At 71.4% G+C, this 22,218-nt stretch carries 19 protein-coding genes and 1 tRNA gene; 10 read left to right on the top strand and 10 right to left on the bottom strand.

Annotation, left to right across the window (positions count from 1 at the left end):
* Positions 1-132: 132 nt before the first annotated feature.
* Complete coding sequence (locus IH54_RS0131795) at positions 133-4,059, bottom strand: carboxypeptidase regulatory-like domain-containing protein (RefSeq protein WP_234344106.1); 3,927 nt, start codon at positions 4,057-4,059, stop codon at positions 133-135.
* A 235-nt stretch (positions 4,060-4,294) separates the two neighbouring features.
* On the opposite strand from IH54_RS0131795, the gene IH54_RS42075 reads away from it, so the two are divergent.
* The 4 genes from IH54_RS42075 (at position 4,295) to IH54_RS0131775 (ending at position 8,301) form a co-directional block, all read left to right on the top strand.
* Complete coding sequence (locus tag IH54_RS42075; protein WP_052398096.1) at positions 4,295-5,263, top strand: helix-turn-helix domain-containing protein; 969 nt, start codon at positions 4,295-4,297, stop codon at positions 5,261-5,263.
* A gap of 776 nt (positions 5,264-6,039) precedes the next feature.
* Positions 6,040-7,137: a TRADD-N-associated membrane domain-containing protein gene (locus tag IH54_RS45850; protein ID WP_324607840.1), complete on the top strand. Its 1,098-nt coding sequence runs from the start codon at positions 6,040-6,042 to the stop codon at positions 7,135-7,137.
* A gap of 493 nt (positions 7,138-7,630) precedes the next feature.
* A complete protein-coding gene (locus IH54_RS0131780) occupies positions 7,631-7,867 on the top strand; it encodes a hypothetical protein (RefSeq protein ID WP_031523577.1) in 237 nt (78 codons plus the stop codon).
* Entirely contained in the window at positions 7,867-8,301 is a 435-nt protein-coding gene (locus IH54_RS0131775; RefSeq protein ID WP_031523575.1) for a hypothetical protein, read from the top strand. The genes IH54_RS0131780 and IH54_RS0131775 overlap by 1 nt, the downstream gene beginning before the upstream one ends.
* A gap of 11 nt (positions 8,302-8,312) precedes the next feature.
* On the opposite strand, the gene IH54_RS0131770 is transcribed toward IH54_RS0131775, so the two are convergent.
* Complete coding sequence (locus IH54_RS0131770; protein ID WP_031523573.1) at positions 8,313-8,699, bottom strand: hypothetical protein; 387 nt, start codon at positions 8,697-8,699, stop codon at positions 8,313-8,315.
* Between the two features lie 243 nt (positions 8,700-8,942).
* Here IH54_RS0131770 and IH54_RS0131765 point away from each other — a divergent pair, with 243 nt between their 5' ends.
* Positions 8,943-9,179, top strand: coding sequence for a hypothetical protein (locus IH54_RS0131765; protein WP_199923494.1), 237 nt, complete (start codon positions 8,943-8,945; stop codon positions 9,177-9,179).
* Between the two features lie 145 nt (positions 9,180-9,324).
* Positions 9,325-10,197: a LytR C-terminal domain-containing protein gene (locus IH54_RS42070; RefSeq protein WP_159012191.1), complete on the top strand. Its 873-nt coding sequence runs from the start codon at positions 9,325-9,327 to the stop codon at positions 10,195-10,197.
* 151 nt (positions 10,198-10,348) lie between these two features.
* Here the strand turns inward: IH54_RS42070 and IH54_RS0131755 are convergent.
* Positions 10,349-10,420, bottom strand: a tRNA-Val gene (locus tag IH54_RS0131755).
* A 210-nt stretch (positions 10,421-10,630) separates the two neighbouring features.
* Between IH54_RS0131755 and IH54_RS0131750 the strand changes: the two genes are divergently transcribed.
* Positions 10,631-11,833 carry a hypothetical protein gene (locus IH54_RS0131750; protein ID WP_234344104.1) on the top strand — a complete coding sequence of 401 codons (1,203 nt, stop codon included), beginning with the start codon at positions 10,631-10,633 and terminating at the stop codon, positions 11,831-11,833.
* Positions 11,834-11,928: 95 nt separating this feature from the next.
* On the opposite strand, the gene IH54_RS0131745 is transcribed toward IH54_RS0131750, so the two are convergent.
* The gene (locus tag IH54_RS0131745; protein WP_031523563.1) at positions 11,929-12,162 is read right to left on the bottom strand and encodes an FmdB family zinc ribbon protein; all 234 of its coding nucleotides are present in this window, start codon (positions 12,160-12,162) and stop codon (positions 11,929-11,931) included.
* A 95-nt stretch (positions 12,163-12,257) separates the two neighbouring features.
* On the opposite strand from IH54_RS0131745, the gene IH54_RS0131740 reads away from it, so the two are divergent.
* Positions 12,258-12,785, top strand: coding sequence for a DUF4383 domain-containing protein (locus IH54_RS0131740; protein WP_052398093.1), 528 nt, complete (start codon positions 12,258-12,260; stop codon positions 12,783-12,785).
* An 81-nt stretch (positions 12,786-12,866) separates the two neighbouring features.
* Here IH54_RS0131740 and IH54_RS0131735 read toward each other — a convergent pair whose 3' ends face one another.
* Positions 12,867-13,523: an O-methyltransferase gene (locus IH54_RS0131735; protein WP_031523559.1), complete on the bottom strand. Its 657-nt coding sequence runs from the start codon at positions 13,521-13,523 to the stop codon at positions 12,867-12,869.
* Between the two features lie 36 nt (positions 13,524-13,559).
* On the opposite strand from IH54_RS0131735, the gene IH54_RS0131730 reads away from it, so the two are divergent.
* Positions 13,560-14,189, top strand: a complete 630-nt coding sequence (locus tag IH54_RS0131730; protein ID WP_031523557.1) for a nucleoside/nucleotide kinase family protein — start codon at positions 13,560-13,562, stop codon at positions 14,187-14,189.
* Positions 14,190-14,375: 186 nt separating this feature from the next.
* Here IH54_RS0131730 and IH54_RS0131725 read toward each other — a convergent pair whose 3' ends face one another.
* The 3 genes from IH54_RS0131725 to IH54_RS0131715 are packed head-to-tail and all read right to left on the bottom strand — an operon-like array spanning position 14,376 to position 18,976.
* Positions 14,376-15,191, bottom strand: a complete 816-nt coding sequence (locus IH54_RS0131725) for a hypothetical protein (protein WP_031523555.1) — start codon at positions 15,189-15,191, stop codon at positions 14,376-14,378.
* Positions 15,188-17,779, bottom strand: a complete 2,592-nt coding sequence (locus tag IH54_RS0131720; protein ID WP_031523554.1) for a phosphoribosyltransferase — start codon at positions 17,777-17,779, stop codon at positions 15,188-15,190. Before IH54_RS0131720 ends, IH54_RS0131725 begins: the two co-directional genes overlap by 4 nt.
* Positions 17,780-17,800: 21 nt before the next feature.
* A complete protein-coding gene (locus IH54_RS0131715; protein WP_031523552.1) occupies positions 17,801-18,976 on the bottom strand; it encodes an HpcH/HpaI aldolase/citrate lyase family protein in 1,176 nt (391 codons plus the stop codon).
* A 241-nt stretch (positions 18,977-19,217) separates the two neighbouring features.
* Between IH54_RS0131715 and IH54_RS0131710 the strand changes: the two genes are divergently transcribed.
* On the top strand, positions 19,218-20,171 hold the full coding sequence (locus tag IH54_RS0131710) for a TerD family protein (protein ID WP_031523550.1): 954 nt from the start codon (positions 19,218-19,220) through the stop codon (positions 20,169-20,171).
* A 28-nt stretch (positions 20,172-20,199) separates the two neighbouring features.
* Here the strand turns inward: IH54_RS0131710 and IH54_RS0131705 are convergent, their stop codons facing one another.
* Positions 20,200-20,931 (bottom strand): TerD family protein, encoded by a 732-nt coding sequence (locus IH54_RS0131705; RefSeq protein ID WP_031523548.1) that lies wholly within the window; start codon positions 20,929-20,931, stop codon positions 20,200-20,202.
* 91 nt (positions 20,932-21,022) lie between these two features.
* Complete coding sequence (locus IH54_RS0131700; RefSeq protein WP_031523547.1) at positions 21,023-22,195, bottom strand: DUF475 domain-containing protein; 1,173 nt, start codon at positions 22,193-22,195, stop codon at positions 21,023-21,025.
* Between the last annotated feature and the right edge of the window lie 23 nt (positions 22,196-22,218).

Here is a 22,218-nt window from a genome sequence, read left to right as displayed (position 1 = left end):
GCGCGGACGGGTCGGCCGAAGCTGTGGCCTGATGGTGAGCGGGCTGCCCTGGAGGCAATGCCGCTGCCGTCAAGCCGATCACGGCGTGTTGCGCCGGGTAGCCCCGGCCGACCCGGCACCGCTGGGTTCACCTCACCGGGTCGTGAGTGCCACGTTCACCGGCGGGACGGTGTAGGGCGTGTCGGTGACGAATGCCAGCCGGGCCTGGTACGTGCCCGGGGTGGACGTCGCGGAGGCATCCGTACGCACCTGGACGGTCACTGTCCGGCCGGCCGGGACGGTGACCTTGGTCTGCGAGGTCGAGAGCCATCCGACGTCCGAGCCGGTGACACACCCCTCCTGCCCCGGCAGCACCTCGGCGTACGGCGTTGCCATGGAGGAGGAGTACCCGCCGCCGACGCGTGTCAGACCGCAGGCCGCGCCGCCGCGGAAGACCGCGTACGTCGCATTGGGCAGTGCCGACCACACACCCGTGGTGGGGTCGTACTCCTCCGCCTGGTTGGTGGAGTCGTAGGTGACGATGCCGCCGACGATCTGCAGCTTTCCTCCGGCGCCCGTGTAGCCCATTCCCCAGGTGGGATTCGGCATGTCGGTCACGCGCTTCCAGGTGTCGGACCCGGCGGCGTACTGGTACGCCGAGTCGGACGCTTCGTCCGTCACCGGCCCGATGCCGCCGGCGCAGACCAGACCGTCGCCCGATGCCGCGCAGCCGAGCAGCACCTCGTCCTGCGGGTAGTCGGCCAGCCGCGTCCAGACGTTCGTTCGCGGGTCGTACCGGTAGACGGACGACGCGGTGTCACAGAGGGCGGTGGAGCAGCCCCCGACGACGTAGAGGCGGCCGCCCACCACGGCGGCGGCCGCGTCCGTTGCCGGCGCCGGCAGGTCCGCCACCCGCGACCAGGAGTCCTTGGCCGGGTCGTAGACGTACGTCGTCGACATCGGGTTGCCCTGCGGGTCCCAGCCGCCGGCGACGTACAGCTTCCCGTTGACGAACCCGCCCATGGCGTTCTCGCGTGCTTGCGGCAGGGGGGTGATCGCCCGCCACGTCCCGGCGGACGGGTCGTACGCGGCTCCGTCGGCCGTGACTCCCGAGTCACTCCAGCCGCTCACCGAGTAGACGATCCCGTCGTGCTCCGCCACGACGTTGTCCATGATCGGAGTGGGGTAGTTCGGCAGGTCCGACCAGGCCGGGTTGACCTCGGCCTCCATCGGCGGCAGCGGCCCTGCTTCAGCCGCGTGCCGGGGGCCGAAGGGACGCGGCGACGCCGCCACCTTCGTCCGCTTCAGCGGCGCTCCGGGCGAGGTGTCCTGGTGCTTTCCGCCCGGAGGAGTGAAGCCGCCGTCCTGCTCGACGACGGTCACCGTCGCCGGCTGCGTGCCGGAGTTGGTCAGCGTCAGGGTGTTCGTCTGCGACGTCGTCGAGGAGCCCTTGCCGGAGCGCACCGAGATCGATGCCGGTCCGGCCGTCACCTGTCCGGCCTTCAGCGCCCAGTCCTGGTCGACGGCCGCGTGGGCCCGGGGGGTGACCGTGGCCGTGGCCGTGGTGTAGTGGCGACCGGCCGCGGTCGTCGGCCGGCCGTCGGTACCGGGAGCGAAGAACCAGTAGAAGCCGTCGCCGAGTGCCGGGTCGTCGTTCGTGGTCCGGCTGACGGCGGGAGTGCCACCGGGCATCGAGACCTCGGCGCCCGTCAGCGGGGCACCGGTGTTCGCGTCCGTGACCTGGCCGGTGACGAGGCCGCCCGCCAGGGCTGTGCACGAGCGCGAGCCCACGAAGACGTTGTCGAGCTCCCAGTAGTTGTCCCACTGCCCGACGAACCGGAAGCGGACCTTGACGTTCGCCTTTCCGGCCGCCTGCGGAACGGGCATGGCGAAGCTCGCCTGGAACGTCGTGCGCGGTGTCGTCCAGAGCGTCTGCCAGGTGGTGCCGCCGTCGAGGCTGAGATCGATGTAGCCGGTCTGGTTGCCGAACCCGAGGTCGCTGTAGTAAGTGCTGAGGCCGATCTGGGGGTTCGTCTGGTGGGTGAAGTCGAGCAGGGGGGTCACCAGGCTGCTGTCGTGGGCGGCCGGGTGGTACCAGTCGTCGAGGATCGCGAACTGGCCGCTCGCACCGGTCAGGTTGCCCTTCTGACCGAGATCGTCGAAGACCCACTGCTTGCCCTGGCCGGCGTCGTCGGTGACCGACCAGCCGTCCTGCGCGGCCGACCAGCCCTGGAAGTCGGTGCCGGCGCCGTCGTAGGTGTAGGCGTAGCCGGCGGCGGTGCAGGTCGAGGCGTCGATGTGGAGCCCGATGTCGCGGGTGACCGTGCCGGATCCGGCAGCGAGGTCGACCGTGCCCGTCGCGCTGTTGTAGCCGGGCATGTCGACCGGCGTCGCGCTCAGTGTGTACGACGCCCCCACCGGCAGTTGCAGGCTGTACCGCCCGGTGACCGGGTCGGTGAAGACGGCGCCGTCCGGATCGTCCTTGACGGTGATCTTGGCGTAGATCGGCCAGCCCTGCCCCGAGGCATCGCGGACCGTGCCGCTCACGGCGCGGGTCTGCAGCTTCCTCAGATCGACGGAGCGGCTGACGCCGGCGCCCGCCGTGACGGTCACCCCGTCGAGGGTGTCGCCGTCGTACCCGAAGTCGGAGACCGTCATCCGGTAGGTGCCCGCGGCGACTGCGACGTCGTAGCGGCCGTGTGCGTCGGTGACGCCGTGGAAGGCGTAGCCGTCGGGGCCCGTGAGGGTGACCGTGGCGCCGGGGAGCGCCTTGTTGGCCGCGGTGACCTTGCCCGTGACGTCGGCGGACGGGCCGAGCGTGAGCGCGGAGACGCCGTTCGGGGTTCCGACGCCGGTGGGGCCGTCCCAGCCGGGACCGGCGGTGCACGAGATGCCGCCGCAGGAGTCGTTGCTGCCGTCGGTCACGTCGTTGAGCGACGCGTTCTTGCGGTAGACGTAGTCCGCCGGGTAGGTGCCGGGCACCGCCGGGCCGGCGAGCGCGTACATCGCGGCGACCAGCGGTGAGGCCAGGGAGGTGCCGCCCCACTGCGCCCAGCCGTCCTGGCCGAGGGTGTTGTAGACCGCGAGGCCGCTTTCCGAGTCGGCGTCGGCGGCGACGTCGGCGGTCGCCCGGTTGCCGGCGCACCCGGTCGTGATGTCCTGCTGGAAGTCGGGCGCGGGCTCGTACAGCGAGCAGCCGCTGCCCCCGCTCCACCAGGCGGTCTCGGTCCACCCGCGTGGCGAGGACGCGTCCCTGTTCAGGGTCGTACCGCCGACGGCTATGACGTCGGGGTCGGTCGCGGGATAGCTCTGCACATGGCCGGAGTCGCCACTCGAGACCGTCACGGCGACGCCCGGGTGGTCGTAGTAGTGGTCGTAGTACGACTCGTACGGGAACTCGCCGTCCACTCCGTACGAGTTCGAGATGGCCACGGCGCCCAGGCGGGCCGCGGTGTCGACCGCCTGCCCGAGGTTCGGCGAGCCGTTGTTGTCCGCCTGCACCAGCAGGATGTGGCAGCCGGGGCAAGCCGCGGAGACCGCGTCGAGGTCGAGCGCCGTCTCGATCGACCAGTCGGGGTTCTCGGCCGGGTAGTCCGTTCCGCCGCGCTGGTCGACCTTGGTGAAGCAGCCGTTCTCCGTCGTACAGAGGGAAAGCCCGTAGTGGGCGCGGAAGACGGCCAGATCGGACTCCGCGCCGTCGTAGCCGAACGCGTCGACGATGGCGACCGTGCGGCCGTCGCCGCCCGACGGCAGGTTGTACGCCTGCTGGATGTCGGCGGGGCCGAGCGAGGTCGGCAGCGGCTCGTCGTCCTGCTGTACGAGGCGGCCCTGCGCGTCGGCCATACCGTCGGCGAGGCAGCGTGCGTACGGGACGTCGTTGCCGTCGTCACCCCGGCCGGTGTCATGGCCGACGTTGCATCCTGCCGGCACGGCGAACTTGCCAGGCGTGGGCCGTGCCGTCGCACGGGTGGGTGGCGGCGGTGCCGTCGCGGCTGCGGGCGGGGCCGTTCCGGCAGCGGTGCCGTCGGCAGCGTGGGCGGTGGTCGGCAGGACCACCGCGGTCGCGGCTGTGAGGATCATCACCAGAGCCGCTGTCGATGAGCGGAGCGACGGGTGTGTCGTCCGTCTGCGTCGTCGAGTTCGTGAACGCATGTGTGCACGGGCTCCCATCTCAAATCCCACGGCGTGTCAGGTATCGGTCACGTCAGGGGGGTTGGCGGGATCCTGTCAGACGGTAGACTCGGCCGACAATCATTTCCGGGTGCGGATTCCTGTCATGTGTCAGGTTTCTGACGTGCACTGACGCGGGGTGAGCATGTGGGAGGCGGTCGGCATCTCGGGCGTCGACGCACTGGCGTACGAGGCCCTGGTGCGGCGAGGCAGGAGTGAGGCCGAGACCCTTGCGGCCGACATCGCACTGCCGCGGGGCCAGACGACCCGGATTCTGGGGCGGCTGGTCGAGCGCGGTCTGGCCACCAGGCTGCCCGTCAGTCCCGTCCAGTACGTCGCCGTACCTCCCGATGCCGCAGCGAACGCGCTCATCGCGGAACGGCAGCGGGAACTCATGCAGTTGCGGGCACACGCGCAGCAACTCGCGACCGAGCAGGCAGCGCTCGACCGGGACACGCCCGATCCTGCCTCGCTGATCGAGATCGTCGACGGCGCGGTCAATGTGCAGAACGCCGTCATCCGGCTCCAGCGCACCGCGCAACGCCAGATCCGGGCGCTCGACATGCCGCCCTATCTCGACCACCCGGTGGCCGGCAACCCCGAGCAGTTCAGCCAGGCCGAGCAGCGCTGCCTGGTGTACCGCGTCGTCTACCATCCGTCGGCCCTCGAGATTCCGGGTCGCCTCGACGACGTCTGGCGGCGCATCCAGCACGGCGAGCGCGCACGGGTCTCCGCGCACGTGCCGATGAAGATGGTGCTCTGCGACGACCAGCTCGCGTTGATCCCGATCTCACGGCGAGCGGTGGCCGACGCGGCCTACCTCGTGCGGCCCTCCTCCATGCTCGACGCCTTCAGCGCGCTCTTCGAGGCGATCTGGGATCGGGCGGTCTCCTTCAACCGGCTCAAGCAGGCCGACGGCGAGACCGATCAACCCGCCATCGCCGGGGAGCTCCTGGGCTTGCTCGCCACCGGGGCCACCGACGAGACGATCGCCCGGACGCTCGGCTGGAGTGTGCGGACGGTCCACCGCCACATCCACAAGATGATGGCGGAGACGGGGGCCGAGACCCGTTTCCAGGCCGGGATGGAGGTCGTACGCCGCGGGTGGGTCTGACCACGAGCCCCACACGACCCCTGCTCCGCGCCGGGCCCGCGCAAGCCGACGCTCCGTTACGTCCTCGCTCGCCTCACCCGTACCCGCCTCTCACCTGACCGGGCCGTTCACGCTCCGGTCCGGGCGCACTGCCCCACCGGTTGCCGCGTTCCCGGCCGGGCACCGGTGCACGTCCGGTCGGAGCGCCCGGTCCCCCACCCACATCGCCGCCGCCCGGACTGCTCGCCCGCGCGCTCCGCGCAGTCAGCGGCAGGACTTGCCCGCGGGAACGGGGGCGGAGGGACAACGGGCACCTCGGCAGCTGCATCGGTCGCCGGAACGACCCAAGCACGCCCGCCGAACACGCAACCGCCAAAGGTCCCTCCGCCGTGATGACGGAGGGGCCCCTGACCTGGGCCTCCGGTGTGGGCGTGGACGGTTTCGAAACGCCGCGTCTACCAGCGGCGACACGCGCCGCGCATCTGTCGGCGACCCCACCAGGGCTGCCGATTCACAGCTCCTCCGGCAACTCGGACCGGTGAGTCCCACGGCGCACCGACGGCACTCGCCGGGGGGAGTCACTGTTCCTGCCGGTGAAGTGGCACAGGTACTCGCTCTGCGCCGGACCCACGAACGAGTTGCATCAACACACCCGCCCCTTGATCTCCACGCGGATCGTGCTGTTCCCCACCTACCTGCGCATCAGCTGGTTCCCTGGGTGGAGTTGAGGGGACGCAGCGTCACAGGTGGCGGTAACTTCGGTGAGTCTGCCACAGCCGGAGGGGGCACCAGTGTCGATGGCGACGGGAAGCGCCGTTCTGCTACTTGAGGGTGAGGGAGGTGACCGGCCCCAGCACCGGGGCAGTGGTTACACCATTTCGCCGACGCTGATCCTTACGGCTGCGTTCGTTGTCCAACGTGATGCCGGAAGGCTCTTTGCCCGCCTACCAGGGGGCGGCCAGGTGCGTCCATGCACAGTCGTGTGGAAGTCGTCTTCAGGAGAACTCCCTGTTGCGATCCTACGGATCGACGACCCTGACCTGCGGCCCACTGACCCGCAGGCTCTGGTGGAGTTTGCTCGATTCATCGGCCAAGGCGAGCGGGATTGCACAGTTATCGGGTTTCCCGAATCGCATTGGGGAGACTATGAGCCAGAAACGCGGCGCATCACGGGGACCATCGACCCGGGGGAGTTCCCTGACTCACGGCGTCTGCTGTTCCGGCCCTCCCGTCCCTTGGAAAGGCCGAACGGGATCGGTGGTGCTGCGGCGTGCGCCGAAGGGCGAGTGGTCGGGGTCATCACGAGCTACTCCCTGGCTACGCACGCGCTGACGGTGGTTCCGGTCGCTCAGATCATGGAGGACGCCAGCTTTCGGGATACGTTGAAAAGGGAGCTTGGACTCGTTCCCGAGCCAGTTGACCTACCTCCCTCCGAGACGGATGTCATCGATGCTCTGATTGACGTCTCCCGGGCCGATCCCACCAACATCCAGCAGGTAGCGGCAAGCCAGTTCCGGCTGAGCAGCCTCTACTACGAGAATGTTCTTGCACAGGCTCGGCGGAGTTTCAACGCCGCCGTCGTCGCCGCAGTGGCCGGCTCCGCCTTCTTCCTAGCGGCAGTCACCTTCGCCATGACAACCTCCCAACTGGCCGCGCCGTTGGTCAGCCTCCTGGGAGGTGGTGTGGTTGAGGTAGTGGCGGGCCTGAACTTCTGGCTCTACAGCCGCACCTCGCATCAGCTAAACTCTTTCCACCTACGGCTTGAGCGTATGCAGCGGTTCCTCGTCGCTAACAGCGTTTCCGTCGGACTGTCCGGGGATCGCCGTGAGGAAGCCCTGTCAGAACTGGTGAGGATCATCGCCACAGTCGAGACCGCCGAACCGCCATCCCCGTAGGCCGCTTGAGAAGCATTTGCGCGGAGGAACGTACTGTCGTCCACCGCCGACGGCCTCATGCACATCGCACTTCACCCCTGCCTGGGCGCACGCCGCATGCCTGGAGGAGTCGCCGACCGGTCCCGCGAGCGACTGGCCGAGCTGTTGAGCGCCTGCGGGACGGGCTGCGCGCTGGCCTCACCGACGTCGACGGGACGCTCACTACTTCCTGAACGACGACTACGATTATCCGCCTCCGCGACATCGCATCGCGGAGGCGGTGGGATTTGAACCCACGGTGACGGATTGCGCCCGGCTCTTCTTCCCCATCCCTGGTTCGGAAAAGGGCGGACCCGCCTCCTTACAAGCTGATCCCCGAGCCGTCACCCGCTCGGGTCACGCGCATCGCCAACTTGGACTCATCTTCTTAAGATCGAGCGAAGACGGCCTGCCGGGCAAGCTACCGTCCAGCTCTCACCGGACAGTGACCACCTGCAGCGACAACGGAGGCGTTGTGGAAAGCGACAGCAAGTACGAGTTCAAGTTCGTTCTCACCGATGTCGAACTCACCGAGGAGCAGCAGGAGAGAGTCGGTCGTGCGGTCGCACAGGCCGGCGCCCTGGCGCTGGGCGACCTTCTGCCGAAGGATTCCCTCATGGTTCCGGTGAGGTCGAACGTGTATTGGCACGGCATTCCCCGACCAGATCTGATGACGGAACTTCAAAGGTCGGCGACCGAACGGGAGAATTAATGACCACGGCAGCCGCCGACTACCAGGGCAGGGACCGGGCCTGCCCGAGCGGTGTCTGCCACGAGGGCGGCTCGATCATCGGTGTGATGACGGAGCAAGGCCGACTGGCGTACTTGCCGACGCCCGTCGTGTTGGACACCGCGTTCGCCTCCCGCCTGCAGGATGCGGGGGAACCGGAGCGCCGGTACCGCTTCAGCCAGCCCTGCATCGAAAGTGCCTGCTCGCAGTGGACCGGCGAGGGATGCGGTGTCATCGATCACGTGCTGGACGATCCCCCCGGCAGCGAGTGCGCACACCACCACGGCCTGACGCGTCCGGGCGTACTTCCGAGCTGTGCCATCCGCCGCGACTGCAGGTGGTTCTCGCAGCGTGGCCCAGCCGCCTGCAGGGTCTGCCCCACCATCGTGGCCGATACCGGCGGGTCGGCCACATAACGGCAAAGCTGCTATTTATCGCAGCCGAAGGCCACGCACCCCAGAATGACTACTCCCACCATGGCGATGTAGAACCACATGCCACCTTCTTGCCGTTGAAAAGATTCCTCGTTCAGGCCGAGGCGTGTCGCGATTTCCTTGGTCTCGTCCGTGCGTCCAGCCACAATACTGTTGAAGATTGCGACCATCTCGTCCGGATGCTCCTTCAGCAAAGAGGTTACGATTTCGGCGTCGGCTACCACCTTCTCCATGTCTGCGGAGCGCATTGGCTCCCGAACCCCTAGGTCGATCGTAGCCAGGCTCTGGTGGCTGACGGGGAAGCCTTCTCGCTCTGCCGCAGCGCGCGTGATGCCAAACGTGAATGTGGTACCACCGGTGATCTCGTTGGTCTGCTGCATGAACTTCTCCCTTCGAGAGGTTCTGAGGGGGTTCAGAGTTCGAAGTAGTGCTGCGGGGGCACAGCTTTCAGGCACACGGTAACCCGCTACCGCCGAGGCAGCACGGCTTACGGTCGCCAGGGTGACAAGGGCGCCCGCAATGGCGGAGCAGAGTGATCTTTTCACCCGGAGGTGCCGGGTGCCGTCGGTAATGGGGCTCTGGAAGAGCTGGGCGTGCTGCCCGGCAGCGGGTGGAGGCCCGGCGTGGCGGAATGGCTCGACGCAAGCGTGCCGGCGCCGAACCACCAGCGGATCATGAATGCCCTGGAGGAGCTGAACGGGGCAGGCAGAAACGAGATGGACTGTCGGCAGCTCGCGGCCGCGCTCGGACTTGAGCCGGTTCCGGCGAAGGTCGAGGGCGTGCGGTCGAAGGCCAAACGCCTGACCGCTCGCGGTTGGTCGGCCGAGGGCAGGCCGGGGATGGTCTCGACAGCCAGGTGACCCAACGCCTCCTGCGCACCCGCCTGCGCGGTGCCCGGGACTTCCTCCGTCTTCATGAAGAGCACCCGAAGTGCACCAGGTTCGCGGTGACCCGGGACGGCGCCGGTGCGGCGGCGACGGCGCCCAGGCGGTGATGTACCGCATCGTGCACGACACGCCTGACCTCGCCGCGCTGTCCGGCCCGCTGCGGACGGTCGTCGAGAAGTGCCTGTCCAAGGACCCGGCCGGCCGCCCCGCGCCCGACGACGTGACGGCCGCGCTCGCTCCGCATGCGGCACGGCCCGACTGGCTCCCTGGGCCGGTGACAACCCTGATCCGCGCCACCGCGGCCCAAGCGCGTACGTTCGCGGCGACGCAGGGCGACACGTCGCCCGCTCCCCCGGCGGCGCGGCCGGCCACACGGGACCGCGCCCCCGTCCATGACCGGCCCACCGCCCCTGCCGTCCCTCGCGGCACCGCGCACGCGCCGACCCAGGTGGACCCACCACCCCACCCCGGCCACGGTCGAAGGGTGCTCACGTACACCGCTGCCGTGGCCGCAGGGCTGGGCGTCGCGGCGCTGCTCGTCGTGCTGACCCGGCCCGGCGGAGGGCACCACGCCGGTCAGGATCCGCCCGCGTCCGCCGTGCCCGTGTCCGCCTCCTCCTCCGCCACCACCTCCGTGTCCGCGTCCGCCTGTTCGGCGACACCCGCCTTGCAGAACAGCGACGTCACGGTCGCCGTGTACAACGCGACCACTCGCGGCGGCCTCGCGAAGAGCACGTCGGACCAGCTCGCCGGAAGAGGTTTCCGGGTCACGGAGTTCGGGGTCTACGACGGCTCGGAGACCGTCCCGGGCACCGCGGTGATCGATTACGGTCCGGCCGCCGTCCGCCAGGCCGCCGTCCTGGCCCGCGAAGTACCCGGCGCCCGCCTGACCCCCTCGGGCCGCGCGGGTACCACGGTGGACCTCGTCCTGGGCGACGACTTCACCTCGCTGGGCCCGGAGCCGTCGCCCTCCGCCCCGGCTTGCGGGTGACGGGGCAGGAGAAACAGCCTGGCACGGTCGAGGTCGACGCGCGTGCCGGTCACAGCAAGCCTCCGTCCGCCCAGGGGCGGGGATGCGTACGGCAACGCCGGAGGCCCCTCCGTCGTCGTGACGGAGGGGCCTTCGACCTGGGCTTCCGGTGTGGGCGTGGACGGTTTCGAACCGCCGACATCCGCCTTGTAAGGGCGGCGCTCTACCACTGAGCTACACGCCCCGCAGAATGCGACGTCACAGGTTACCTTGCCGCGGGGGCCGGTGGGCAAGGGCATACGGGGGCGTGTACGGGGGCCGGGCTGCGGGTGGACCGGGCCGTGTGTTCGGGGCGGGCGGGTGGGAGGATGGGACGCGACGGTGTGGGGCGGCGACACGGGGAGAGAGACTTAACGTGACGACGGCACGTTCGTGGTGGCGGCGCGGCGAGAACATGCGCGCCGAGGCTCAGGCCGCGAAGGACGCCGCCGCGCAGGCCTTCTACGAGCTGGACACCGCGCAGCGAGAGCTGGAGATCTCCGTCGAGACGATCTCGGCGGTCGAGCAGTCCGCCGAGGCCCGCCGGGCGCTGTCCGGTTTCGAGGCGCTCAAGAACCGCATCGACGAGGTCAGCGCGGCCTACATCCGTACCGTCGACGCCCACGACCTGGACCGGGACGACCTGGACCACGGCGCCGCGAACCGCGCGATCGCCGAGCTGAACCGCGCCAAGGACGACCTGGCGAACGTACGCAAGGAGCTGGACCGCTACCAGTCGCAGACGGCCCCGCTGCTGGACCGGGCCGAGACGCAGCTGGCCCGGCTCGCCCCGGCCCGCGAGCAGGCCAAGCAGACGCTGCTGGCCGCCAGCCGGGCGCTGGACGCGGTACGGGCCGCCGGGCTCGCCGCGGACGACCTCGCGGCCCGGCTCGCGGCGCTCGCCCCGGAGCTGACCAAGCTCAACGAGGGCGCCGCCAAGCACGGCGTCCAGGACACCGTGCGGCGCGCGAACGACATCCGCCTCAAGGCCGAGGCTGTGCGGGCCGAGGCCGAGCGGCTGCCGGAGCAGGCCCGGGAGATCGACAAGCGCCTGGTGTCGCTGCGCACCCGGGTGCAGGCGCTCGGCACCCGCGCGGAGGGCGTGGCCCCGGTCCTCAGCGAGTTGCGGCGGCGCTTCTCGCTCGCCTGCTGGCAGGACCTCCAGCCCGTGCCGGAGCAGGCCGCGCAGGCCGTACGGCAGGCGGAGGCGACGCTCGCCGAGGCCCGCAAGGCGCGGGACGCGCAGGCGTGGTCGCAGGCGACCGAGAAGCTCGCCACCGTGCGCGCGCTCATGGACGACGTGGACGGCGCGGTGGGTGCCGCGCGGGACCGGCTGCAGCGGCTCAACGAGGTCAGCAAGGACCCGAAGGCCGAGGTGGAGCGCACCCGCTTCGCGATCCGGGACGCCCAGCGACTGGCGATGCAGGGCCGCAACCAGCCCGAGCCGCGGCACGCCCGCCCGCTGGACGAGGCGGTCGCCCGGCTGGACCGCGCGCTGGCGGGCCTGGAGGGCGCGCACCCGGACTACTGGGCGTTCCTGACCGAGACGGCCGCGGTGCGCGAGAAGGTCAACCGCGTGGTGTCCAACATCCGCGAGGACCGCGCGGCGGGCCGCTGACCCGCCCGCGGTCCGCCGCGTCGCGTACGCGGCCGTAGCGGGCCGTTCGCCGGTACGCCGGTTCGCCGGTACGCCGGTACGCCGGACGTCGCAGGTCAGCCGCAGCAGCCACCGCCGCAGCAGCCACCGCCCCCGCCGCCCGCGGGGGCCGGGGCCGGGGCGGAACCGCCGGCGGCCGAGGCGGTGCCGCCGACCGAGACCGTCGAGAGCAGCTTGACGGTGTCGCCGTGGCCCTGGGGGCAGGGCGCGGGGGCGCCGGACTGCGACATGGGGCGGCGCATTTCGAAGGTCGCGCCGCACGTCTTGCAGCGGTATTCGTAACGAGGCATGGCCACAGCGTATCCGGGCCGCGCTGCTGGGCGCCGGTCCCCGGCCTATCCTGGGAAGTGGCGTCCTCGAACGGCCAACTCCCAAGGAGGCGCCCATGCAGCTGAACGACCACGTCCCCGTCGACCACCGGCTCAGCCAGGTCTACCGCTTCGGCGCCGGGCTGATGGGCCTGATCCTCGTCGTCTTCGGCATCCTGGGCCTGCTCAACCACGTCTCGTTCCTGAACCAGGCGGGCGAGCGCGTCGCGGGCCTGAACTCCAACGGCGCGCTCAGCTCGATCTCGATCGGCGTCGGCGCGCTGCTCTTCGTCGGCATGGTCATCGGCGGCAATTTCGCCTCCACCCTCAACATCTGCGTCGGCGCCGCCTTCCTGATCAGCGGTTTCGTCAATCTGGCGCTGCTGGACACGGACAGCAACCTGCTGGCGTTCAAGATGTCCAACGTGCTCTTCAGCTTCGGGGTGGGGCTGCTGCTGCTGTTCTTCGGGATGTACGGGCGGGTGACGGGCGGTCTCCCGCACGACAACCCGTACTGGCGGCAGCGGCACCCTGACCGGGAGGGTTTGCCGGTAGCTTGCGGCGTCCGGTGCGGTGCGTCGCAAGGCGCCGGATCGGCCTCGTAGTGGGCCTGCTCGGTCGATGCGGCAACCCAGCGAGGTGCCGTGCCGGACGCCACAAGCCGGTGGATCCTCCCGGTCACAGCACTAGCGGCGGCGGGCCAGCGTCAGCCCGTCCGCGACCGTGAGCAGCACGTCGTCGACCCGGTCGTCGGCCCGCACGTGGTCGTTGAAGGCGCGGATGGCCGCGCCGCCGCCGGTGGTCTCCGGGTCGGAGACGTCGCCGTGGAAGAGGGTGTTGTCGACGACCAGCAGGCCGCCGGGGTTCATCCGCGGCACCAGCTCCTCCCAGTAGTCGATGTACGCGCCCTTGTCGGCGTCGAGGAAGACCAGGTCGATCCACGGGTCCTGCGGCAGCGCCCGCAGCGTGTCGAGGGCCGGCGCGATCCGCAGGTCGATGCGGTCGGCGACGCCCGCCTTCTGCCACGCCTCGCGGCCCACGGCCGTCCACTCCTCCGAGATGTCGCACGCGATGACGCGCCCGCCCTCGGGCAGCGCCTGGGCCATGGACAGCGTCGAGAAGCCGGTGAACGTGCCGACCTCGACGATCTGCCGCGCGCCGGTCAGCCGTACCAGGAACGCCAGCAGCGGGCCCTGCTCCTCCGCCGTCTGCAGGCCGGCGACCTCGCCGAGCCGCTGGTGGGTGACGTCCACCAGTTCGCGTTGCACCGGGTCGAGCGGATTGTGGTCCAGGACGTATGCGTACAGCTCGGGCGTGAGCTGCGGGTTTTTCGTTTCGTACACGAGTCTGCTCCCAGGTCTGGCACTTAGGGTGACGGGATGCTTGTCGATGACGCGGTCGCCCTGGTGCCCAGCATTCCAGGCCGGCGCGCGCTGCTGGGGCTCGCGGGCGCGCCCGCCGCGGGCAAGTCGACGCTGGCCAGGCGGCTGGTCGCGGGCGTCGACGAGCGGCTGGGCGCCGGGACGGCCGCGTACGTCCCGATGGACGGCTTCCACCTGTCCAACGCGCAGCTGGACCGGCTGGACCTGCGGGACCGCAAGGGCGCGCCCGAGACCTTCGACGTGGACGGCTACGTGGTGCTGCTGGAGCGGCTGCGCGCGGAGCGGGCGCGCCCGGTGTACGCGCCCGACTTCGACCGCGGCCTCGACGAGCCGATAGCGGCGGGGCTCGTCGTGCCGGCGGGCACGGCGCTCGTCGTCACCGAGGGCAACTACCTCGCCGACGACGGGCCCGGCTGGGCGCGGGTGCGCGACCTGCTGGACGAGCTCTGGTACGTCGAGACCCCGCGGAGGCTGCGGGAGCGGCGCCTTCTGCGCAGGCACCTGCGCGGTGGGCGGAGCGAGGAGGAGGCGCGGGAGTTCATCGCTTCCAGCGAGCGGGAGAACGCGGTGCGCGTGGAGAGACGGCGGGGCTTCTGCGACCGGGTCGTCTCTCCGCGGGAGGGTTGACGCGCCGGGGGTGCTCGCTGCTGTGCCGCGACCTCCCCGCCGTCGTGGCTGGTCGCTCCGTTCTCCCCCGGAGCTTCGCCCGGGGGTGCCCCCACGCGCCCCTGGTTTGCCGGCCTTCTTCCGCAACGGCGGCCCGCGCCCCCGGGGCGGCCTCTCCCGTACCGGCACCCCGCGGGCCCGGGGGCCCTACACGTGGGTCAGGAACTCCCGGAGGATGTGTTCGCCTGCCGCCACGCCCGCCGTGGGGAGGGCGGTGACGGTCGGGGCGGTCCAGCCGGTGTCGGAGAGTTCGCCGTGGCCCGGGGTCCAGCCGGCGTCGGCGGCGAGGAGGAGGTCGACGTCGAGGAGGGAGTCGCCCGCGGCCAGGATGCGGTCGGCGCCGGTGCGGCGGACGACCTCGGCCAGGGCCGCGCTCTTGGACAGCGGCCGGGGCACCGCGTAGATCTTGCGGCCCTGGAGGGAGACCGTCCAGCCGAGCGGATCGGCCCAGGCGGTGAGCTCCTTGACCCATCCGGCGGGGAGCCGTTCGCGGTCGACGACCAGATAGCAGAAGAGGTCCTCGGCGATCCGCTCCTTGCGCAGCCACTCGGGGTCGGCGGTCGCGGCCAGGTGCGCGCGCACCTCGTCGAGCGGGGCGGAGCCGTCGGCGAGCCGGCGGCGCATCTCGGCGTTCCAGTCGTGGTCGGTGCGCCCGTTGACCAGCAGGTGCCCGCCGTTGGCGCAGATCGCGTAGCTCGGCGTCGGGCAGGGCAGGCTGACCCGGCGGTACTGCTTGCGGGTGCGGGTGGTGGCGGGCACGAAGCGCACGGTGTCGGAGAGCTCCGCCAGGACGCGGCCGGCGGCCTCGGTCATGAAGGACAGCGGCCGGCTCTCGTGCACCTCGACGCACAGCAGCCGCGGGGCCTGCTCGTCGGGCATGCCCAGGGCGAGCGCGGCGGCCGAGTAGATGAGGGTGCGGTCGAGGTCGCTCGCGACGATCGTCCGGGTGTAGGCGCGGTTCACAGGCCCTGCACCGCCTTGCCGTCGGTGCCGGTCGCACCGCGGGTGTAGCGCGGGTGGATGAGGCCGACGCACGAGTACGGCAGCTCGTCGGTCTCCTCGACGGGCACCCCGCGCTGCTCGGCGAGCAGGCGTACGTGGTCGAGGTCGGCGCCCGCGCCGCGGGAGGCGAGGATCTTCCACGGGACGCGCCGCAGCAGGACGCGGGTGGTCTCGCCGACGCCGGGCTTGACGAGGTTGACGTCGCCGATGCCGTACTCCTCGCTGATCCGCTCGACGGCCGCCCAGCCCGCCCATGTCGGGGAGCGGTCCTGCGCGCGCAGCGCCTTGACGTCGCGGGCCACGTCGTCGCCGACCTCGCCGAAGGCGGCGGTGACGGTGTCGAGGAAGAGCGCGGAGACGTCGGATTCCGCCAGCTCGCGGTAGAACTTGGCGCCGTGGAATTCGCCGGGCCCGACGAGGTCGGCGCGCAGCACGGTGCGCGAGACGAGGCCGGAGACGGTGGAGTTCAGGCACGCGGACGGGATCAGGAAGTCGTCGCGGGTGCCGTACGTGGACACGCAGCCGCCGGGGTCGGCGAGCACCGCGATCTCCGGGCGGAAGCGGGCGAACTCGGGGAAGGCGTCGATGGCGTCGGCGAGTTCGCGGGTGATGGCGCCCTTGCCCGTCCAGCCGTCGACGAAGGCGCAGTCGGCCGGGTCGTGGTGGGCGGCGAGCCAGCGCAGCGCGGCGGGGTCGATGCCGCGGCCGCGGACGATGCTGACGGCGTAGTGCGGCAGCTCCAGGCCGTGCGCCTGCCGGGCCCAGCGGCGCATCAGCACGCCGACCGGGGTGCCGGCCCGGGCCAGCGACACCAGGACGGCGTCGGGCCCGCGCTCGGCGAGCACCAGCTCGGTGACGGCGCCGACCGCGCGGGCGATGCGCCCGGCGGAGGTCTCCAGGGCCGCCCGGAAGAGGTCCTGGTAGGCGGCGCTGGGCTGGTACTCGACCGGCAGCGACTCGGCGTAGTGGGCGCCACCGCTCTGGATGGCCTCCTCGCGCTCCTCGGTGGGCGCTTCGAGCCGCACGTCGGACAGGTCCTTGAGCAGCCAGCCCACCTCGTCCGCGGCGTACGAGCCGAAGTCGGGGCCGCGCAGCGGTCCGGGGGTTGCACTCATCAGGCCGTGGTTTCCGTTCGGTCGGGAGGGAGCGGGGGCGGGAGCGGGGGTGGGGGCGTGGGTGGGGACGACGGCGAGCAGCACCGTGCCGGTGTGCGGGGCGAGCCGGGCGAGCAGCCCGCCGGGCGCGTGGAGGGCCGGGGTGTCGCCCGCGGAGTCGGTGACGCACACGACGGCGTCGAAGCCGGCCCCGGCGACGTTGTACGCGTACCGCTCGCGCGAGCCGTCGTCGGTGGGGTCGTCGTGCGCGGGGAAGACCAGCCGGCTGCGTATCGCGTAGCCGGGGTCGTCGACGGCGAGCACCGGCGAGCGGGTGGTCGTGGAGAAGTACGCCTCGACGCCGGGGGACCCGTCCGGCCGGTTCTCCCCCGCGGGAAGCCCCTCGGCGCCGGCCCGCGGCCCCGCGGGCGCCCCGCCGGGCGCGTACGCCTCCAGGGCCTGCGCGAGCCGCAGCGGCGCGTACATCAGCTCCTCGGTGCCGAGTACGAGCACCCGGCGCGCCCCCGCGGGCAGGGCCTGCGCGAGCCGCCGGCCCATACCGGGGAGTGCGGCCTCCAGGGCGGCGCGGTGCGCGGGCAGGAAGCCGTGCCGGCCCCCGTCGGGCACCCCGGCGGGCCAGTGCAGCCCCACCCGCCGCACCTCGGCGGCGGGCTCGGCGGCGGCCGGGTCGGGAGCGGCCGGGTCGGGAGCGGAGGGCGTCAGCTCGGCCACGAGGGTCTGGGCGTCGGAGAGCACGCCGTCCGGCAGCGTGACCGTCCCGGCGGCCAGGGACAGCACGTCGACCCGGGCGCCCAGCTCCGCGGCGAAGGCGGCGAGGCGGGCGTGGTCGGCGGGGGCGCGCATGTCGGTGAGGGCGACGACGACGTAGTGCCCGCGCGGGTGGCGGGCGTGCAGGTCGCGGATGGTGTTGAGGACGGTCTGCCCGGTGGAGAACTCGTCGTCCACGAGCACCAGCGGCCCCGTCCCGGCGAGCAGTGCCGGGTCCTCGGGCAGCAGCAGGTGCCCGGTGGCGTGGCTGTGCTCCTCCTGGAAGGCGCCGCCGGACGCGAGTCCGGGCACCTCGCGGCGGGTGGAGTGCAGGTACGGCACGGGCCCGACGCCGTCGGCGACGGCGTGGCCGAGCCCGGTCGCGGTCTCGGCGTAGCCGACGACGACGGCGCGGGCGGCGTCCTGCCCGCCGAGCAGCGCGCGGACCCGCAGGCCCAGGTCGCGGGCGTGCCCGTAGACCGTGCCGGGGCGCTGCGGGACGTGCTTGCCGAGGACGTTGGAGACCAGCAGGTGGGCGCGTTTGGGGTTGCGGCGCAGGGCGAGGCCGAGCAGGCCGGGCAGGCCCTCGCCGTGCAGGGCTATGCCGAGCCGGTCGGCGACCCACTGGCCGGTCCAGGGGGCGGCGTCCGCGGCGGGGCGGGGGCGGTCTTCTCCGGTGAATTTCATGTCTCGTACAAGGATGCCTGGTCAGGCCGTGGGAACACAGGCCGCGAGGAGTTCGACGAAGCTGATGCCCTCGCGCGCGACGCCGAAGGCCCCGGCCCGCAGCAGGGTGCGCTCGGCCCAGGCGCGGTGCGGTTTGACCTCGTTCATCTTGTTCGTGTAAGCGGAGCGCAGCACTCCGCCACCGCTGCGGTCCTGGTGCAGGATGTCGGCGGCGTCGCTGTACTCCTCGTGCGTGACCACGTTCAGCGCGTGCACGATCGGGACGTGGGTGGGGTGGATGCAGGTCTTGCCCTGGAGTCCGTTGGCGCGGTCCAGCTCGATCTCGCGCAGCAGCCCGTCCATGTCGCGCTCCAGCAGCGCGTCGCGCAGCTCCTCGGACTCGCCCTCGGCGAAGGGGCTGCGGCGCAGCTGCGGCTTGAAGATGCGCTCCTGGTGGCGGAAGTACTCCCAGACCGGGCCGGTCACCGTGAAGCCGGAGCCGTCGGCGCGGCCGAGGACGTTGACGACGTCGGCGATCACCGAGGCGACGATCCGCACGTCGTACGCGGTCATGGCGGGCCCGCGGCGGATGCCGTAGGAGGAGCAGAAGTCGGTGACGCCCAGGCGCAGCGCGAGCACCCGCTCGCGGTACTTGTCGACGGTGCGGGAGATGCCGTTGAGCGCCTCGACCCGGGTCTCCAGGTGCATCAGCTCCGGCGACTCCAGCACGGGCATGGCGAACAGCCGGCGTCCGCACGCGGCCTCGGCGGCGGTGAGCGCCTCCAGGAAGGGGACGCCGGTCTCCTCGGTGAACTTCGGCAGCACGAAGCCCGACAGGAGCGCCACGCTGTCGCCGAGCCGGGTGGTGAGGTCGGTGATCTGCCACGGGGTGCGGACCCGGATGAAGAGCAGCGGCAGCGCGCCGGCCGCGTCCGGGCGGTCGGCGAGTTCGCGGAACTGCCGGACGATGTTGGCCTCACCGGCCTCCACGTCGCGGTCGTCGATGGAGTCCTCCAGGCACAGCACCATGGACACGACCCCGCGCGACGCCTGCTTCAGCACGTCGTCGGCGAGTGTGGGCCGTGTCGCCGGCGAGTACAGGGTCGCGCCGAGGGCGACCGCGAGCATCGCCGCGGGCGAATCAGGGGTGAATTCCCCCGGCTCGATGTGGAACAGCTCCTGCCGCGTTTCGGCGGCGAGGTGGCCGAAGTGTCGCATGGCGCCCCCTTTCCAGGTACGGGGTCAAGTGACGGGCCTTGAGGACATCTGGCCGATTATCGTACGAGTGAGCATGCACGAGACGTTCCCTCCGCACGTGAAGAACACGTAACCACCGCAGGTCGGCGGGGTGACCCGGAGGATCCACCCACCGTACGGCGGGGGCCGGGGCGGCGGAAGCGCCGCCCCGGGGGCCGGCGGGCCCCTGCGACGTTGTGGGGCGGCCCGCCGGAAGGGCAGGATGGCGGGCATGACGCACGTGATGGTGAAGGGCTCGAACGTCCCCCTCGACGCCCCCGGCATCCGCGCGGTGCTGCGCTGGAGCCCCGGCAGCGGAACGCCCGACGTGGACGCCTCCGTGCTGCTGCTGGGCAGCGGCGGCAAGGTGCGCTCGGACGCCGACTTCGTCTTCTACAACGCCCCCCGGCACCCCTCGGGCGTGGCCCGTCACCTGCCCAAGCACCGGGTGGCCGAGGGCCTGACCGACACCGTCGAGGTGGACCTCGCGGCGCTGGACGCCACGGTCCAGCGGGCGGTCGTCGCCGCCTCCTGCGACGGCGGGCCCTTCCGGTCGGTCCGCGACCTGTGCGTGCTGCTGTACGACACCTCCGCACCCGGCAGCCCGCCGCTGGTGACCTTCGACGTGCGCCCGGACACCGGCGCCGAGACCGCGCTCAACTGCGGTGAGCTGTACCGCAAGGACGGCGGCTGGAAATTCCGCGCGGTGGGGCAGGGCTACGCGACCGGCCTGGTGGGCCTGGCGACCGAGTTCGGCATCACGGTGGACGACGCGGCGGAGGAGGCGGCCGAGGCCGCGAAGGGCGACGACGCCGCGTCCCAGGGCCAGGCCCCCGCTCCCGCGCAGGGCCCCCCGCCGCAGCCGCCGAGCCCGTCGCAGGTGCAGACCCGCCCGCACGCCGCGCCCCCGCCCGACCGGTCCAGCGCGTACGGCTACCCGCTGCCCGCGCCCTCCGTCGGCCATGTCCCCGCGCAGCCGGCGTACGGCTACCCGCAGCCCGTCGCCGCCGCCCCGCCCGTGGCCCCGCCCCCGCCGCCCGCCGCGCCGCCGGTGCACCAGCATCCGCAGCCCGGCTACCCGGCGTACGGATACCCGCAGCCGGTGGCCGCCTCCGCAGTGGGCGGCCCGGTCTTCGTGCTGCCCCCGCAGGGGCCGCAGTTCCAGCAGCAGCGCTGAGCCGCGGCCGTACGGGGAGGGGCCGCGGTCAGAGCTTGGACTTGTAGCCGCGGCCCCATTGCAGGCCCCAGCCGTAGAGCCGGTCGATCTCGGCCTGGAAGCCGTAGACGTACTTCACCTCGCGGCGCACGGTCAGCTCGCCCTTGTTGTTCTCGATGAGCACCACGGCGCACGAGCGGGCCTGCGGCTCGCGCTCGTTGAGCGGGATCTCGATGCGCGGACCGGAGCCGGGGAAGATCTCGATCTTGGCGTGGGTGCGGTCGAAGGCGGGCGTGCCGTCGTAGATGTAGACGAAGACCAGCAGCCGCTTGAACTCGTCGCGCTTGTCGAAGTTGATGTAGAGCGTCTCGCCGGAGGTGCCGCCGAAGCGGTCGTCACCGCTCATCTGGATGTACGGCGGCGAGTCCAGGTCGCCGTGGAATTCACCGAGCGGCTGCACGACGCCCTTGCTGCCGTCGGCCAGCTCGTACATGCACGCCAGGTCCAGGTCGACGTTGACCATCGCCGGGCCGGCCGCCTGGACCACCCGGGGCCGGAAGACGTCGAACTGGCGGCGCAGGAAACCGCGGTCGTCGGTCGCCCAGCTGCCGGTGTCGGAGGTGCGCATCGACCAGGACAGGTTGACCCGCATGTTGCCGACCGCCGCGCCCTGCTTGGTCAGCGACACCACCGGATGCCGCTTGGTCAGCTCGACCGTGTGCGCGTTCGCCATGTCGAACTGCCCCGCGCCGGTGGGCCGGAAGAAGTCCCGCCACGCCATTGCCGCCACCCTCCCGTAGCCGTAGCTCCCCCCCGCACGTGCCGCTGCCCCCGCCGGGCGGCGGGGGCAGCGGCACGTCACGGGCGACCGGTCACACGCCGGTCGTGACTTCCGTCTTGTCGTCGTCCGCCGACTGGGAACCTTCCCCGAGACGGCGGTTGCGTACCACCGACGACCAGTACGACGCCGCGATCAGGACGACGCCGACGAGACCGGTGACGACCTCGCTGATGTCGTACTTGATGGTGGCCAGCAGGATGAAGGCCAGCGCGCCGATCGCGTAGTGGGCGCCGTGCTCCAGGTACACGTAGTCGTCCAGCGTCCCCTTGCGGACCAGGAAGACGGTCAGCGACCGGATGTACATGGCGCCGATGCCGAGGCCGAGCGCGATCTCGAAGATGTCGTTGCTGATGGCGAAGGCGCCGACGACCCCGTCGAAGGAGAACGACGCGTCGATGACCTCCAGGTAGAGGAACATGAAGAACGCGGCCTTGCCGGCCAGCCCCGCCACCTGCCCGGCGGTGGGACCGCTCTTCTTCTCGGCGGCCGCGCCCTCGGCCTCGTCGTCGCCGTCCTCGTCGTCGTCCTCGTCCTCGTCCTCTTCGATCCGCTCCTCGAAGAAGCCGGAGATGCCCCCGACGACCAGGTACGTGATGAGGCCGCCGACACCGGCGAGGAGCACCGTCTCGGCCTTGTCGATCTCGCCGTGCCCGCCGTGCACCGGGACACCGGTGGCCACCGTGGTGCCCGCGATCACCAGCACGACGAGCGCGATGACGACCGAGAGCATGTCCAGCTTGCCGAGCTTGGCCAGCGGCCGCTCCAGCCAGCCGAGCCAGGTGATCTCGCGCTCCTCGAAGATGAAGTCGAGGAAGATCATCAGCAGGAACATCCCGCCGAAGGCCGCGATGGCCGGGTGGGCCCCGGTGACCAGCGCCTCGTACCGGTCGTGGTCGTTGACCGCGACCCTGACCGCTTCCCACGGGCTCAGCTTCGCGGTGATCGCCACGATGATGATCGGGAAGACCAGCCGCATGCCGAAGACCGCGATGAGCACGCCCACCGTCAGGAACATCTTCTGCCAGAAGGCGTTCATCTTCCGCAGGATGCCCGCGTTGATGACGGCGTTGTCGAACGAGAGCGAGATCTCCAGGACCGACAGGATCGCTACGATCGCGAGTCCGTGCCACCCCCAGAGGACGCCGGCCAGGGCGAGGCCGGCGGCGGTGATGCCGAACGACCAGCCGAATGTTCTGAGGAGCACGTGCTTCCCACCCAATCCTTGTG

Source organism: Streptomyces sp. NRRL F-5123, from assembly GCF_000721495.1.
Taxonomy (GTDB): domain Bacteria; phylum Actinomycetota; class Actinomycetes; order Streptomycetales; family Streptomycetaceae; genus Actinacidiphila.
This window is presented reverse-complemented; position numbering and strand designations above follow the sequence as displayed.